A 14,645-nucleotide genomic window follows, 5' to 3' on the forward strand; every position below is an offset into this window, starting at 1 on the left:
AAGCCGAATGGTCCACACCGACGCTTCCGTGGTATCGACGGCCGATTAGGCCAGGGGGGTGATCGAAGGCGTCCCCCGGCCTGCTACCGTGGATGGCGCAAATCCGACGTCCTTTAAGGTCCGTCCCGTGAGGCGGAGAAGGAGGTCCGTTTCTTATGGACAAGCAGGACACCCAGCAGGACACTCCGCAGGATCTTCGGCAGGCCGACGCACGGCCCGTGCTCGAAGGCCCCGACATCGCGCGGGTGCTGACCCGCATCGCCCACGAGATCGTCGAACGCGCCAAGGGCGCCGACGACGTGGTGCTGCTCGGCATCCCGACCCGCGGCGTCTTCCTCGCCCAGCGGCTCGCCGCCAAGCTCGAGCAGATCACCGACCGCAGGATCCCGGTCGGCTCCCTCGACATCACGATGTACCGCGACGACCTGCGCATGCACCCGCCGCGTGCGCTGGCCCGCACCGAGATCCCCGGTGACGGCCTGGACGGCAAGCTGGTCGTCCTCGTGGACGACGTGCTCTTCTCCGGCCGCACCATCCGCGCCGCCCTCGACGCCCTGAACGACCTCGGGCGCCCGCGCGCGGTCCAGCTCGCGGTCCTCGTCGACCGCGGCCACCGGGAACTGCCCATCCGCGCCGACTACGTCGGCAAGAACCTCCCCACGTCGTTGCGGGAGACGGTCAAGGTCCAGCTCGCCGAGGAGGACGGTCGCGACACCGTGCTGCTCGGTGTGAAGCAGACCGCCCAGCAGTAGCACGCGCGCATGCGGCCCCGGCGCCGTGCGCCGCGCAGTCGTGCCCTGCACGCCCGTGTTCTCCCCTACCTGAACTGCCTTACGGAGCCTGACAGATGCAGCGTCATCTCATCTCGGCCGCCGACCTCACCCGCGACGACGCCGTCCTGATCCTCGACACCGCCGAGGAGATGGCCCGGGTCGCCGACCGGCCCATCAAGAAACTGCCGACCCTGCGCGGCCGCACGATCGTCAATCTCTTCTTCGAGGACTCCACACGCACGCGCATCTCCTTCGAGGCCGCCGAGAAGCGCCTCTCCGCGGACGTCATCAACTTCTCCGCCAAGGGGTCGTCGGTGTCCAAGGGGGAGTCCCTGAAGGACACCGCGCAGACGCTGGAGGCCATGGGCGTCGACGCGGTCGTCATCCGGCACGGAGCCTCCGGGGCGCCCTACCGGCTGGCCACCTCCGGCTGGATCGACGCGGTCGTCGTCAACGCCGGCGACGGCACCCACCAGCACCCCACCCAGGCCCTCCTGGACGCCTTCACCATGCGCCGCCGGCTGGTCGGCCGGGACGCCGGGATCGGCCAGGACCTCGCCGGCAAGCGCATCACGATCGTCGGCGACGTGCTGCACAGCCGGGTGGCCCGCTCCAACGTCGACCTGCTGCACACCCTCGGCGCCGAGGTCACCCTGGTCGCCCCGCCCACCCTGGTGCCGGTGGGCATCGAGACCTGGCCGTGCGAGGTGTCGTACGACCTCGACAGCACGCTGCCCAAGTCCGACGCGGTGATGATGCTGCGCGTGCAGCGCGAGCGGATGAACGCCGCGTTCTTCCCGACCGAGCGGGAGTACTCGCGGCGCTACGGCCTCGACGGCGACCGCATGGCGCGGATGCCGGAGCACGCCATCGTGATGCACCCCGGCCCGATGGTCCGCGGGATGGAGATCACCGCCGAGGTCGCCGACTCCGAGCGCTGCACCGTCGTCGAGCAGGTGGCCAACGGCGTGTCCATCCGGATGGCCGTCCTGTACCTGCTCCTGGGCGGCAACGAACCCGCCGTCAGCCACGCCCGCTCCACCGAGGAGAAGTAGAAGATGAGCAAGATCCTGATCCGTGGTGCGAAGGTGCTCGGCGGTGAGCCGCAGGACGTCCTGATCGACGGCGCGGTCATCGAGGCCGTGGGCGCGGGGCTCTCCGCCGAAGGGGCCGAGGTCGTCGAGGCGGCCGGCAAGGTGCTGCTGCCGGGCCTGGTCGACCTGCACACCCATCTGCGCGAGCCGGGCCGCGAGGACTCCGAGACGGTGCTGACGGGCACGCGCGCGGCCGCTTCCGGCGGCTACACGGCCGTCTTCGCCATGGCCAACACGTTCCCCGTCGCCGACACCGCCGGCGTGGTCGAGCAGGTCTACCGGCTCGGGCAGGAGCACGGCTACTGCGATGTGCAGCCGATCGGCGCCGTCACCGTCGGCCTGGAGGGGAAGAAGCTCGCGGAGCTCGGCGCGATGCACGAGTCGGCGGCGGGGGTCACCGTCTTCTCCGACGACGGCAAGTGCGTCGACGACGCCGTGATCATGCGGCGCGCCCTGGAGTACGTGAAGGCCTTCGGCGGGGTCGTCGCCCAGCACGCCCAGGAGCCGCGGCTGACCGAGGGCGCCCAGATGAACGAGGGCGTCGTCTCCGCGGAGCTCGGGCTCGGGGGCTGGCCCGCGGTGGCCGAGGAGTCGATCATCGCGCGGGACGTCCTGCTCGCCGAGCACGTCGGCTCCCGGGTCCACATCTGCCACCTCTCCACCGCCGGGTCCGTCGAGATCGTCCGCTGGGCCAAGTCCCGCGGCATCGACGTCACCGCCGAGGTCACCCCGCACCACCTGCTCCTCACGGACGAGCTGGTCCGGTCGTACAACCCGGTCTACAAGGTGAACCCGCCGCTGCGCACCGAGCGGGACGTGCTCGCCCTGCGCGAGGCGCTCGCCGACGGCACCATCGACATCGTCGCCACCGACCACGCCCCGCACCCGCACGAGGACAAGGACTGCGAGTGGGCCGCGGCCGCCATGGGCATGGTGGGCCTCGAGACCGCGCTGTCGGTGGTCCAGGAGACGATGGTCGAGACGGGCCTGCTGGACTGGGCCGGGGTCGCGAGCCGGATGTCGTTCAAGCCCGCCCTGATCGGACAGGCCAGGGGCCACGGGCGTCCCGTCTCGGCAGGTGAGCCCGCCAACCTCACGCTCGTCGACACGGAATACCGTGGCTCCGTGGACCCCGCGGGCTTCGCCTCGCGCAGCCGGAACACTCCGTACGAGGGGCGTGAGCTGCCGGGCCGTGTCACGCACACGTGGCTCCGGGGCAAGGCCACGCTCGTCGACGGGAAGCTCACGTGACATCTGCTGCACTACTGCTCGCGGCCGAGAAGGAATCGGCCGAAGTGACCGACTGGGCCGCGCGGATCGGCTGGGTGGTCGGCCTCGGCCTGTTCGTCGCGCTCGTCTACTGGCTGATGCGCGAGGGCTGGAAGTGGCGCGGCACGCTCCAGGGCGACCTGCCCGAGCTCCCCACCCGCCCGTCGCCCACCACCACCCGCAAAGAAATGCCGGACGACTTCGGTCCGGTGAGACTGAGCATGAGCGGCCGCTACCACGGCTCCACCACCGCCGGACAGTGGCTCGACCGCATCGTGGCGCACGGCCTGGGCACCCGCAGCCGGGTCGAGCTCACCCTGACGGACGCGGGACTGGACGTCGTGCGCCCCGGGGCGGCCGACTTCTTCGTCCCGGCCGCCGCACTGCGCGAGGCCCGGCTCGACAAGGGAATCGCCGGCAAGGTCCTCACCGAGGGCGGACTGCTGGTGGTGACCTGGGCGCACGGCGAACGGCTTCTCGACTCCGGCTTCCGCTCGGACCACGCGGCCGAGCACCGCGCGTGGGTCGACGCCATCAACTCCATGATCGACAAGACGGACAACCCGACGGAAACGGAAGGCGCACGATGACGACCTCCACCAGGGGAACCACCAAGGTTCCCGCCGTACTCGTCCTGGAGGACGGCCGGATCTTCCGCGGCCGTGCCTACGGGGCCCTGGGGGAGACCTTCGGCGAAGCGGTGTTCTCCACCGGCATGACCGGCTACCAGGAGACCCTCACCGACCCGTCGTACGACCGCCAGATCGTCGTCGCGACCGCGCCGCAGATCGGGAACACCGGCTGGAACGACGAGGACGACGAGTCGGGCCGCATCTGGGTCTCCGGCTATGTGGTGCGCGACCCCGCGCGCGTGCCGTCCAACTGGCGCGCCACGCGTTCCCTGGACGACGAGCTCGTCGCGCAGAGCGTCGTCGGCATCTCCGGCATCGACACCCGCGCGCTGACCCGCCACCTCCGCGAGCGTGGCTCCATGCGCGCCGGCATCTTCTCCGGTGAGGCGGTCCGCTCCGAGACCGAGCTCCTCGCGCGCGTGCAGGCCCAGCCGCACATGAAGGGCGCGAGCCTCTACGAGGAGGTCGCCACCAAGGAGGCCTACGTCGTCCCGGCGGTCGGCGAGAAGCGCTTCACGGTCGCCGCCATCGACCTCGGCATCAAGGGCATGACGCCCCACCGCATGGCCGAGCGAGGCATCGAGGTGCACGTGCTCCCGGCCACCGCCTCGGCCGCGGAGGTGTACGCCGTGAACCCCGACGGCGTGTTCTTCTCCAACGGGCCCGGCGACCCGGCCACCGCCGACGGTCCGGTCGCGCTGATGACCGAGGTGCTGGAGCGCAGGACGCCGCTGTTCGGCATCTGCTTCGGCAACCAGATCCTCGGCCGCGCCCTCGGGTTCGGCACCTACAAGCTGAAGTACGGCCACCGCGGCATCAACCAGCCGGTCCAGGACCGCACCACCGGCAAGGTCGAGGTCACCGCGCACAACCACGGCTTCGCCGTGGACGCGCCGCTCGACAAGGTCAGTGAGACGAAGTTCGGCCGCGCCGAGGTCTCCCACGTCTGCCTCAACGACGACGTCGTGGAGGGGCTCCAGCTGCTCGACCAGCCGGCCTTCTCCGTCCAGTACCACCCCGAAGCGGCAGCGGGTCCGCACGACGCCGCCTACCTGTTCGACCGCTTCGTATCCCTGATGGAGGGCCAGCGTGCCTAAGCGCACCGATATCCAGTCCGTCCTGGTCATCGGCTCCGGCCCGATCGTCATCGGACAGGCCGCCGAGTTCGACTACTCCGGCACCCAGGCGTGCCGCATCCTGCGCGCCGAGGGTCTGCGCGTCATCCTGGTCAACTCCAACCCGGCGACGATCATGACCGACCCGGAGATCGCCGACGCCACCTACGTCGAGCCGATCACTCCCGAGTACGTCGAGAAGATCATCGCCAAGGAGCGCCCCGACGTCCTGCTGCCGACACTCGGCGGCCAGACGGCCCTCAACACCGCCATCTCCATGCACGAGCAGGGTGTGCTGGAGAAGTACGGCGTAGAGCTGATCGGAGCCAACGTCGAGGCCATCAACAAGGGCGAGGACCGCGACCTCTTCAAGGGCGTCGTCGAGGCCGTCCGCGAGAAGATCGGGCACGGCGAGTCGGCCCGGTCGGTGATCTGCCACACCATGGACGACGTGATCGCGGGCGTCGGGACGCTCGGCGGCTACCCCGTCGTCGTCCGCCCCTCCTTCACCATGGGCGGCGCCGGCTCCGGCTTCGCCCACGACGAGGAGGAGCTGCGCCGCATCGCCGGCCAGGGCCTCACCCTCTCGCCGACCACCGAGGTGCTCCTGGAGGAGTCCATCCTCGGCTGGAAGGAGTACGAGCTGGAGCTGATGCGCGACAAGAACGACAACGTCGTGGTCGTCTGCTCCATCGAGAACTTCGACCCCATGGGCGTGCACACCGGCGACTCGATCACCGTCGCCCCGGCGATGACGCTGACCGACCGCGAGTACCAGCGGCTGCGCGACATCGGCATCGCGATCATCCGTGAGGTCGGCGTCGACACCGGCGGCTGCAACATCCAGTTCGCGGTCAACCCCGAGGACGGCCGGATCATCGTCATCGAGATGAATCCGCGCGTGTCGCGGTCCTCGGCCCTCGCCTCCAAGGCGACCGGCTTCCCGATCGCCAAGATCGCGGCCAAGCTCGCCGTCGGCTACACCCTCGACGAGATCCCCAACGACATCACCCGGGAGACCCCCGCCTCCTTCGAGCCCACGCTCGACTACGTGGTGGTCAAGGCCCCGCGCTTCGCCTTCGAGAAGTTCCCGAGCGCCGACTCCACGCTGACCACGACGATGAAGTCGGTCGGCGAGGCCATGGCCATCGGCCGCAACTTCACCGAGGCCTTCCAGAAGGCGCTGCGCTCCCTGGAAAAGAAGGGCAGCCAGTTCACCTTCGTCGGCGAGCCCGGCGACAAGGACGCGCTGCTCGCCGAGGCCGTCCGGCCCACCGACGGCCGGATCAACACCGTGATGCAGGCCATCCGTGCGGGCGCCACCCCCGAGGAGGTCTTCGAGTTCACCAAGATCGACCCCTGGTTCGTCGACCAGCTGTTCCTCATCAAGGAGACCGCCGACGAGCTGGCCGCCTCCGACCGCCTGGACGCGGAGCTGCTCGCCGAGGCCAAGCGGCACGGCTTCTCGGACCAGCAGATCGCCGAGATCCGCGGCCTGCGCGAGGACGTCGTCCGTGAGGTCAGGCACACGCTGGGCATCCGCCCGGTCTACAAGACCGTCGACACCTGTGCGGCCGAGTTCGCCGCCACGACGCCGTACTTCTACTCCTCCTACGACGAGGAGAGCGAGGTCGCGCCCCGCGAGAAGCCGGCCGTCATCATCCTGGGCTCCGGCCCGAACCGCATCGGCCAGGGCATCGAGTTCGACTACTCCTGCGTCCACGCCTCCTTCGCGCTGTCCGACGCCGGGTACGAGACCGTGATGGTCAACTGCAACCCGGAGACCGTCTCCACCGACTACGACACCTCCGACCGCCTGTACTTCGAGCCGCTGACGCTCGAGGACGTGCTGGAGATCGTGCACGCGGAGTCGCTGGCCGGGCCGATCGCCGGTGTCGTCGTCCAGCTCGGGGGTCAGACCCCGCTCGGCCTGGCGCAGGCGCTGAAGGACAACGGCGTGCCGATCGTCGGCACCTCCCCCGAGGCCATCCACGCGGCCGAGGACCGGGGCGCCTTCGGGCGCGTGCTCGCCGAGGCCGGTCTGCCGGCCCCGAAGCACGGCACGGCCACCACCTTCGCCGAGGCCAAGACCATCGCGGACGAGATCGGCTACCCGGTCCTCGTGCGGCCCTCGTACGTGCTCGGCGGACGCGGCATGGAGATCGTCTACGACGAGACCCGGCTGTCGTCCTACATCGCCGAGTCGACCGAGATCAGCCCCACCCGGCCGGTCCTCGTCGACCGCTTCCTCGACGACGCCATCGAGATCGACGTCGACGCCCTCTACGACGGCGACGAGCTGTACCTCGGCGGCGTCATGGAGCACATCGAGGAGGCCGGCATCCACTCCGGCGACTCGGCGTGCGCCCTGCCCCCGATCACGCTGGGCGGCTTCGACATCAAACGGCTGCGGGCCTCCACCGAGGCGATCGCCAAGGGCGTCGGCGTACGCGGCCTGATCAACATCCAGTTCGCGATGGCCGGCGACATCCTGTACGTCCTGGAGGCCAACCCGCGCGCGTCCCGCACGGTCCCCTTCACCTCGAAGGCGACCGCGGTACCGCTGGCCAAGGCCGCCGCCCGCATCTCCCTGGGCGCGACCGTCGCCGAGCTGCGCGCCGAGGGGCTGCTCCCCGCGACCGGCGACGGCGGCGAGCTGCCGATGGACGCGCCGATCTCCGTCAAGGAGGCCGTGATGCCGTGGACCCGCTTCCGCGACACCTCCGGCCGCGGCGTCGACACCGTCCTCGGCCCGGAGATGCGCTCCACCGGCGAGGTCATGGGCATCGACTCCGTCTTCGGCACGGCGTACGCCAAGTCGCAGGCGGGCGCGTACGGCCCGCTGCCCACCAAGGGCCGCGCGTTCATCTCGGTCGCCAACCGCGACAAGCGCTCGATGATCTTCCCGGCCCGCGAGCTGGTCGCCCACGGCTTCGAGCTGCTCGCCACCTCCGGCACGGCCGAGGTGCTCAGGCGCAACGGCCTCACCGCGAAGGTCGTACGCAAGCAGTCCGAGGGCACCGGCCCGAACGGCGAGAAGACCATCGTCCAGCTCATCCACGACGGCGAGGTCGACCTCATCGTCAACACCCCGTACGGCACCGGTGGCCGCCTCGACGGCTACGAGATCCGTACGGCGGCCGTGGCGCGGTCCGTGCCGTGCCTCACGACGGTCCAGGCGCTGGCCGCGGCCGTCCAGGGCATCGACGCCCTCAACCACGGGGACGTGGGCGTGCGCTCACTCCAGGAACACGCGGAACACCTGACCGCGGCCCGCGACTAGCAGCCCTCGGGGGACACCGGAAACGGTGTCCCCCTCTTCATGACACCTCTTCGCGAGGCTCCTTGGAGGACATGATCATGTACAAGCAATTCTTCCGGCTGGTCTTCCGGCGGATGGACCCCGAGCGCGCCCACCACCTGGCCTTCCGCTGGATCCGGCTCGCGGTCCGCGTCCCGGTGCTGCGCACGTTCGTCGCGGCCGCCCTGGCCCCCCGCTACCCGGAACTGCGCACCGAGGCCTTCGGACTGCGCATGCACGGCCCCTTCGGCCTCGCCGCCGGCTTCGACAAGAACGCCGTCGCGATCGACGGGATGTCGATGCTGGGCTTCGACCACGTCGAGATCGGCACGGTCACCGGCGAGCCGCAGCCCGGCAACCCGCAGAAGCGGCTGTTCCGGCTCGTGAAGGACCGGGCGCTCATCAACCGGATGGGCTTCAACAACGAGGGCTCGCTGGCCGTCGCCGCGCGCCTCGCCTCCCGTACGCCCGTCTTCAAGCCGGTCGTGGGCGTCAACATCGGCAAGACCAAGGTCGTACCGGAGGAGGAGGCCGTCGGCGACTACGTGAAGTCGACCGAGCGGCTCGCCCCGTACGCCGACTACCTGGTCGTCAACGTGTCCTCGCCCAACACGCCGGGGCTGCGCAGCCTCCAGGCCACCGACGCGCTCCGGCCGCTGCTGAGCGCCGTCCGCGAGGCCGCCGACCGTGTGGTGAGCGCACGGCGCGTCCCGCTGCTGGTGAAGATCGCCCCGGACCTGGCCGACGAGGACGTCGATGCCGTCGCCGACCTGGCCGTGGAACTCGGGCTGGACGGCATCATCGCCACCAACACCACCATCGCGCGCGAGGGGCTCGGTCTGACCTCCGAACCCTCGCTGGTGAAGGAGACCGGCGGACTGTCCGGGGCGCCCCTCAAGGCGCGCTCGCTGGAGGTGCTGCGCCGCCTCTACGCGCGTGTGGGCGACCGCGTCACCCTGGTGGGCGTCGGCGGGGTCGAGGACGCCGAGGACGCCTGGCAGCGCATCCTGGCCGGGGCCACCCTGGTCCAGGGGTACAGCGCCTTCGTCTACGAGGGGCCCTTCTGGGGCCGCGCGATCCACAAGGGCCTGGCCGCCCGCCTGCGGACGAGCCCGTACGCCAGCCTCGCCGACGCGGTCGGCGCCGACGTGAGGAAGACGGCATGACCCTGGAGCCCTTCGGCGCGCGGTTGCGCCGGGCCATGGACGAGCGCGGGCCGCTCTGCGTCGGCATCGACCCGCACGCCTCCCTGCTCGCCGAGTGGGGCCTGAACGACGACGTCGCGGGCCTGGAGCGGTTCAGCCGCACCGTCGTCGAGGCGACGGCCGACCGGGTCGCCCTGCTGAAGCCGCAGAGCGCCTTCTTCGAGCGGTACGGATCGCGCGGGATCGCCGTCCTGGAGAAGTCGGTGCGGGAGGCGCGGGAGGCCGGCGCGCTGGTCGTGATGGACGCCAAGCGCGGCGACATCGGCTCGACCATGGCCGCGTACGCCGAGTCGTTCCTGCACAAGGACGCCCCGCTGTTCTCCGACGCCCTCACCGTCTCGCCCTACCTCGGCTACGGATCCCTGTCCCCGGCCGTGGCGGCGGCGCGCGAGAGCGGCGCCGGTCTGTTCGTGCTCGCCCTGACCTCCAACCCGGAGGGCCGCGAGGTCCAGCACGCGGTGCGGGCCGACGGACGGAACGTGGGCGCGACGATGCTGGCCCACCTGGCGGCGGAGAACGCCGGGGAGGAGCCGCTGGGCTCCTTCGGGGCGGTCGTCGGCGCCACGCTGGGCGACCTCTCGGCCTACGACCTCGACATCAACGGTCCGCTCCTGGCGCCGGGAGTCGGCGCCCAGGGGGCGACCCCGGCCGACCTTCCGCGCGTCTTCGGGTCCGCGGTGCGCAACGTCGTACCGAACGTGAGCCGGGGTGTGTTGCGTCACGGTCCGGACGTCGTCGCTCTGCGTGACGCCGTGGAGCGGTTTGCGCGAGAAGTCAGGGCGGCCGTGGCCGCCGTCTGACGGACCTCGGCCGCCCGACCGGGGGCTCGGTCGGGCGGCTCGGGAGCGACTTGAGCCTGGATACATCCTCAAATCCGGGGCACTTTGTCTTAAATGTCCGCCCTGGCGGAGGCTGACCAGGACTTTTCCTCTGTTCTCGCTGACTCTGGCGGAGTTGGCCGCTAGTCTCCGACGGAGAGTGAACGGGCAGCGTGTTTTGCTCGTAGCTCACCAGGTGAGGGGCGACAGGTTCCTCATCGGTCCGTATCCGACAGTTCGACATCCGAGGTGACGTAGGCGTGGCTCTTCCGCCCCTTACCCCCGAACAGCGCGCAGCCGCGCTCGAAAAGGCCGCCGCGGCTCGCCGGGAGCGGGCCGAGGTCAAGAATCGACTGAAGCACTCCGGCGCCTCGCTTCACGAGGTCATCAAGCAGGGTCAGGAAAACGACGTCATCGGCAAGATGAAGGTCTCCGCCCTCCTGGAGTCGCTCCCGGGCGTGGGCAAGGTCCGCGCCAAGCAGCTCATGGAGCGACTCGGCATCTCCGAGAGCCGCCGCGTGCGTGGCCTCGGTTCCAACCAGATCGCGTCCCTGGAGCGTGAGTTCGGCAGCACCGGTTCCTGATTCCCGGCTCCTGCGGGACAGGAGTCCCGGGCACTCCGGGATTGCTGGAATAATCGCTGCATGGCAGTAACACTCCGGGGGACGACCCCCGAACCCCCGGACGCACGTCCGCGGCTGACCGTGCTCTCCGGCCCCTCCGGGGTCGGCAAGAGCACGGTCGTCGCTCATATGCGCAGGCAACATCCCGAGGTCTGGCTCTCGGTGTCGGCGACGACCCGTAGGCCCCGCCCCGGCGAGAAGCACGGAGTCCACTACTTCTTCGTCACCGACGAGGAGATGGACAAGCTGATCGCCAACGGCGAGCTGCTGGAGTGGGCCGAGTTCGCCGGCAACCGCTACGGCACCCCGCGCACCGCCGTGCTGGAACGCCTGGAGTCGGGCGAGCCGGTCCTCCTGGAGATCGACCTCCAGGGAGCCCGGCAGGTCCGCGAGTCCATGCCCGAGGCGCAGCTGGTGTTCCTGGCCCCTCCCTCCTGGGAGGAACTGGTGCGCAGGCTCACCGGGCGGGGCACCGAAGCGCCCGAGGTGATCGAGCGCCGCCTGGAGGCGGCGAAGATCGAACTCGCGGCCGAGCCGGAGTTCGACGTGACCCTGGTCAACACCTCCGTCGAGGACGTGGCGCGTGAGCTGCTAGCCTTGGTCGATGTTGTGTGATCACAAGTCTGTGATCTGAAGTCAATGATCACGATTCTGTGATCGTGACCGATCTTTTCCCATCCATCGGAAGGTAGAGCGTGTCCTCTTCCATCTCCGCGCCCGAGGGCATCATCAACCCGCCGATCGACGAGCTCCTCGAGGCCACCGACTCGAAGTACAGCCTCGTGATCTACGCGGCCAAGCGTGCCCGCCAGATCAACGCGTACTACTCGCAGCTCGGCGAGGGCCTCCTCGAGTACGTCGGTCCGCTCGTGGACACTCACGTCCACGAGAAGCCGCTCTCGATCGCCCTCCGCGAGATCAACGCCGGTCTGCTGACGTCCGAGGCCGTCGAGGGCCCGGCTCAGTAGTATTTTCGGCTCGCAGTAGGTTTTTCCACAGGCCCGGCAGCACGTCTGCCGGGCCTGTGGTGTCTCATGGACACGTACGCCGGAGCCGCGACGTACGTTCCGGCGAGGTACGGGGAGAAACGGTGGACAAGCCGAGGGTCGTCCTGGGGGTCAGCGGTGGCATCGCCGCCTACAAGGCCTGTGAGCTGCTGCGCAGACTGACCGAGTCGGGCCATGACGTCCGGGTGGTCCCCACCGCCTCCGCGCTGCACTTCGTCGGCGCCGCCACCTGGTCCGCGCTCTCCGGTCACCCCGTCTCCACGGAGGTCTGGGACGACGTCCACGAGGTCCCGCACGTCCGCATCGGCCAGCACGCCGATCTGGTGGTCGTCGCCCCGGCGACGGCGGACACGCTGGCCAGGGCCGCCCACGGCCTCGCCGACGACCTCCTCACCAACACGCTCCTCACGGCCCGCTGTCCGGTCGTCTTCGCCCCCGCGATGCACACGGAGATGTGGGAGCACCCGGCCACCCAGGAGAACGTGGCGACCCTGCGCCGCCGGGGCGCCGTCGTCGTCGAACCGGCCGTCGGCCGCCTCACCGGCGTCGACACCGGCAAGGGTCGGCTGCCCGATCCGGCCGAGATCTTCGAGGTCTGCCGCCGGGTCCTGGCCAGGGGGGTCCGCGAACCCGACCTCACCGGCCGGCACGTCGTGGTCAGCGCCGGCGGCACCCGCGAGCCCCTCGACCCGGTCCGCTTCCTCGGCAACCGTTCCTCGGGCAAACAGGGCTACGCGCTCGCCCGGACCGCCGCCGCCCGTGGCGCCCGCGTCACGCTGATCGCGGCGAACACCGGGCTGCCCGACCCGGCCGGGGTCGACGTCATCCAGGTCGGCACCGCCGTACAGCTGCGCGAGGCGGTACTGAAGGCGGCCCCGGACGCCGACGCGGTCGTCATGGCGGCCGCCGTGGCCGACTTCCGGCCGGAGACGTACGCGGCCGGAAAGATCAAGAAGCAGGACGGCCGGGAGCCGGACCCGATCGTCCTGGTGCGAAATCCGGACATCCTCGCGGAGATCTCCGCCGACCGGGCGCGCTCCAACCAGGTGGTTGTGGGCTTCGCCGCCGAGACCGACGACGTCCTCGCGAACGGCCGGTCGAAGCTGCGGCGCAAGGGCTGCGATCTGCTCGTGGTGAACGAGGTGGGGGAGCGCAGGACGTTCGGCTCCGAGGAGAACGAGGCCGTCGTGCTGGGCGCCGACGGCACGGAAACCCAAGTGGCACACGGCCCGAAGGAGGCCTTGGCCGAAACCGTGTGGGATCTCGTGGTCCAGCGCCTGAGCTGAGCGTCGCGGACACCTCGCCGATGCCTGGTGCCTCGGTCGAATCGGGCGTGGCGCCTCTGGCCAACGGTGCTCGGCATTCGGCAGAATGCCCGTGCCGCAGGTCACAGCGCTCCCGAGAGGCGAGACGGGTGGGCCGGTGGCGGGGCGCGACCGATAAACTGTTCCCGGACGACGCCGGGCGCAGCTCCTGTCGCGTCCGCCAATGATCAGCCAGCAGCCGCTGCAACCCCAGGGAGCGTTGTGTCCCGTCGCCTGTTCACTTCGGAGTCTGTGACCGAGGGTCACCCCGACAAGATCGCTGACCAGATCAGCGACACCATCCTCGATGCCCTGCTGCGTGAGGACCCGGCCTCCCGGGTCGCCGTCGAGACCCTGATCACGACCGGTCTGGTGCATGTGGCCGGCGAGGTCACCACCAAGGCCTACGCGCCGATTCCCCAGCTGGTGCGCGACAAGATCCTCGAGATCGGCTACGACTCCTCCAAGAAGGGCTTCGACGGCGCCTCCTGCGGCGTCTCGGTGTCCATCGGCGCGCAGTCCCCGGACATCGCCCAGGGTGTCGACACGGCGTACGAGAACCGCGTCGAAGGCGACGAGGACGAGCTGGACCGCCAGGGCGCCGGCGACCAGGGCCTGATGTTCGGTTACGCGTCGGACGAGACGCCGACCCTGATGCCGCTGCCGATCTTCCTGGCGCACCGCCTGTCGAAGCGCCTGTCGGACGTCCGCAAGAACGGGACCATCCCCTACCTGCGCCCGGACGGCAAGACCCAGGTCACCATCGAGTACGACGGCGACAAGGCCGTCCGTCTCGACACGGTCGTCGTCTCCTCGCAGCACGCGAGCGACATCGACCTGGACTCCCTGCTGGCCCCCGACATCCGCGAGTTCGTGGTGGAGCCGGAGCTGAAGGCGCTCCTGGACGAGGGCATCAAGATCGACACCGAGAACTACCGCCTGCTGGTCAACCCGACCGGCCGCTTCGAGATCGGCGGCCCGATGGGCGACGCCGGCCTCACCGGTCGCAAGATCATCATCGACACCTACGGCGGCTTCGCCCGTCACGGCGGCGGTGCCTTCTCGGGCAAGGACCCGTCCAAGGTCGACCGCTCCGCTGCCTACGCGATGCGCTGGGTGGCGAAGAACGTGGTCGCGGCGGGTCTGGCGGCCCGCTGCGAGGTCCAGGTCGCCTATGCGATCGGCAAGGCCGAGCCGGTCGGTCTCTTCGTCGAGACCTTCGGCACCGCCAAGGTCGACGCCGAGAAGATCGAGAAGGCCATCGACGAGGTCTTCGACCTGCGCCCGGCCGCGATCATCCGCGACCTCGACCTGCTGCGCCCGATCTACGCCCAGACCGCCGCCTACGGCCACTTCGGCCGTGAGCTCCCCGACTTCACCTGGGAGCGCACGGACCGCGTGGACGCGCTGCGCAAGGCCGCGGGTCTGTAACCCCACCCCTCTCAGCGATTCGCCGAGGCCCGGCCCCCTTCCGAGGGCCGGGCCCCGGCGCGTCCGGGGGCGC

13 protein-coding genes are annotated in these 14,645 nt (G+C 70.2%); all 13 read left to right on the forward strand.

Annotation, left to right across the window (positions count from 1 at the left end):
• Positions 1–155: 155 nt before the first annotated feature.
• Positions 156–752 (forward strand): bifunctional pyr operon transcriptional regulator/uracil phosphoribosyltransferase PyrR, encoded by a 597-nt coding sequence (pyrR, locus tag OHS71_RS33435; protein ID WP_328483049.1) that lies wholly within the window; start codon positions 156–158, stop codon positions 750–752.
• Positions 753–847: 95 nt separating this feature from the next.
• Positions 848–1,828, forward strand: a complete 981-nt coding sequence (locus OHS71_RS33440) for an aspartate carbamoyltransferase catalytic subunit (RefSeq protein ID WP_328483050.1) — start codon at positions 848–850, stop codon at positions 1,826–1,828.
• Between the two features lie 3 nt (positions 1,829–1,831).
• Positions 1,832–3,118: a dihydroorotase gene (locus OHS71_RS33445; protein WP_328483051.1), complete on the forward strand. Its 1,287-nt coding sequence runs from the start codon at positions 1,832–1,834 to the stop codon at positions 3,116–3,118.
• Entirely contained in the window at positions 3,115–3,726 is a 612-nt protein-coding gene (locus tag OHS71_RS33450) for a PH-like domain-containing protein (RefSeq protein ID WP_328483052.1), read from the forward strand. Before OHS71_RS33445 ends, OHS71_RS33450 begins: the two co-directional genes overlap by 4 nt.
• Positions 3,723–4,865 carry a glutamine-hydrolyzing carbamoyl-phosphate synthase small subunit gene (carA, locus tag OHS71_RS33455; RefSeq protein ID WP_328483053.1) on the forward strand — a complete coding sequence of 381 codons (1,143 nt, stop codon included), beginning with the start codon at positions 3,723–3,725 and terminating at the stop codon, positions 4,863–4,865. Before OHS71_RS33450 ends, carA begins: the two co-directional genes overlap by 4 nt.
• Complete coding sequence (gene carB, locus OHS71_RS33460; RefSeq protein ID WP_328483054.1) at positions 4,858–8,166, forward strand: carbamoyl-phosphate synthase large subunit; 3,309 nt, start codon at positions 4,858–4,860, stop codon at positions 8,164–8,166. The genes carA and carB overlap by 8 nt, the downstream gene beginning before the upstream one ends.
• 77 nt (positions 8,167–8,243) lie before the next feature.
• A complete protein-coding gene (locus OHS71_RS33465; protein ID WP_328483055.1) occupies positions 8,244–9,350 on the forward strand; it encodes a quinone-dependent dihydroorotate dehydrogenase in 1,107 nt (368 codons plus the stop codon).
• On the forward strand, positions 9,347–10,189 hold the full coding sequence (pyrF, locus tag OHS71_RS33470; protein WP_328483056.1) for an orotidine-5'-phosphate decarboxylase: 843 nt from the start codon (positions 9,347–9,349) through the stop codon (positions 10,187–10,189). The genes OHS71_RS33465 and pyrF overlap by 4 nt, the downstream gene beginning before the upstream one ends.
• 278 nt (positions 10,190–10,467) lie before the next feature.
• Complete coding sequence (locus OHS71_RS33475; protein WP_147977088.1) at positions 10,468–10,791, forward strand: integration host factor; 324 nt, start codon at positions 10,468–10,470, stop codon at positions 10,789–10,791.
• Positions 10,792–10,851: 60 nt separating this feature from the next.
• Entirely contained in the window at positions 10,852–11,445 is a 594-nt protein-coding gene (gene gmk / locus OHS71_RS33480; RefSeq protein WP_328483057.1) for a guanylate kinase, read from the forward strand.
• A gap of 80 nt (positions 11,446–11,525) precedes the next feature.
• A complete protein-coding gene (gene rpoZ / locus OHS71_RS33485) occupies positions 11,526–11,798 on the forward strand; it encodes a DNA-directed RNA polymerase subunit omega (protein WP_003988945.1) in 273 nt (90 codons plus the stop codon).
• 122 nt (positions 11,799–11,920) lie between these two features.
• Entirely contained in the window at positions 11,921–13,123 is a 1,203-nt protein-coding gene (coaBC, locus tag OHS71_RS33490; protein WP_328483058.1) for a bifunctional phosphopantothenoylcysteine decarboxylase/phosphopantothenate--cysteine ligase CoaBC, read from the forward strand.
• Positions 13,124–13,363: 240 nt separating this feature from the next.
• A complete protein-coding gene (gene metK, locus OHS71_RS33495; RefSeq protein WP_328483059.1) occupies positions 13,364–14,572 on the forward strand; it encodes a methionine adenosyltransferase in 1,209 nt (402 codons plus the stop codon).
• The last annotated feature ends 73 nt before the right edge of the window (positions 14,573–14,645 follow it).

The sequence above is a fragment of the Streptomyces sp. NBC_00377 genome (assembly GCF_036075115.1).
GTDB lineage: Bacteria > Actinomycetota > Actinomycetes > Streptomycetales > Streptomycetaceae > Streptomyces.

Bases quoted from the DNA above. Each gene is read 5' to 3' on its own strand.
- carA (WP_328483053.1), top strand. From the start codon at position 3,723: ATGACGACCTCCACCAGGGGAACCACCAAGGTTCCCGCCGTACTCGTC.
- OHS71_RS33465 (WP_328483055.1), top strand. From the start codon at position 8,244: ATGTACAAGCAATTCTTCCGGCTGGTCTTCCGGCGGATGGACCCCGAG.
- pyrF (WP_328483056.1), top strand. From the start codon at position 9,347: ATGACCCTGGAGCCCTTCGGCGCGCGGTTGCGCCGGGCCATGGACGAG.
- pyrR (WP_328483049.1), top strand. From the start codon at position 156: ATGGACAAGCAGGACACCCAGCAGGACACTCCGCAGGATCTTCGGCAG.
- OHS71_RS33440 (WP_328483050.1), top strand. From the start codon at position 848: ATGCAGCGTCATCTCATCTCGGCCGCCGACCTCACCCGCGACGACGCC.
- gmk (WP_328483057.1), top strand. From the start codon at position 10,852: ATGGCAGTAACACTCCGGGGGACGACCCCCGAACCCCCGGACGCACGT.
- OHS71_RS33445 (WP_328483051.1), top strand. From the start codon at position 1,832: ATGAGCAAGATCCTGATCCGTGGTGCGAAGGTGCTCGGCGGTGAGCCG.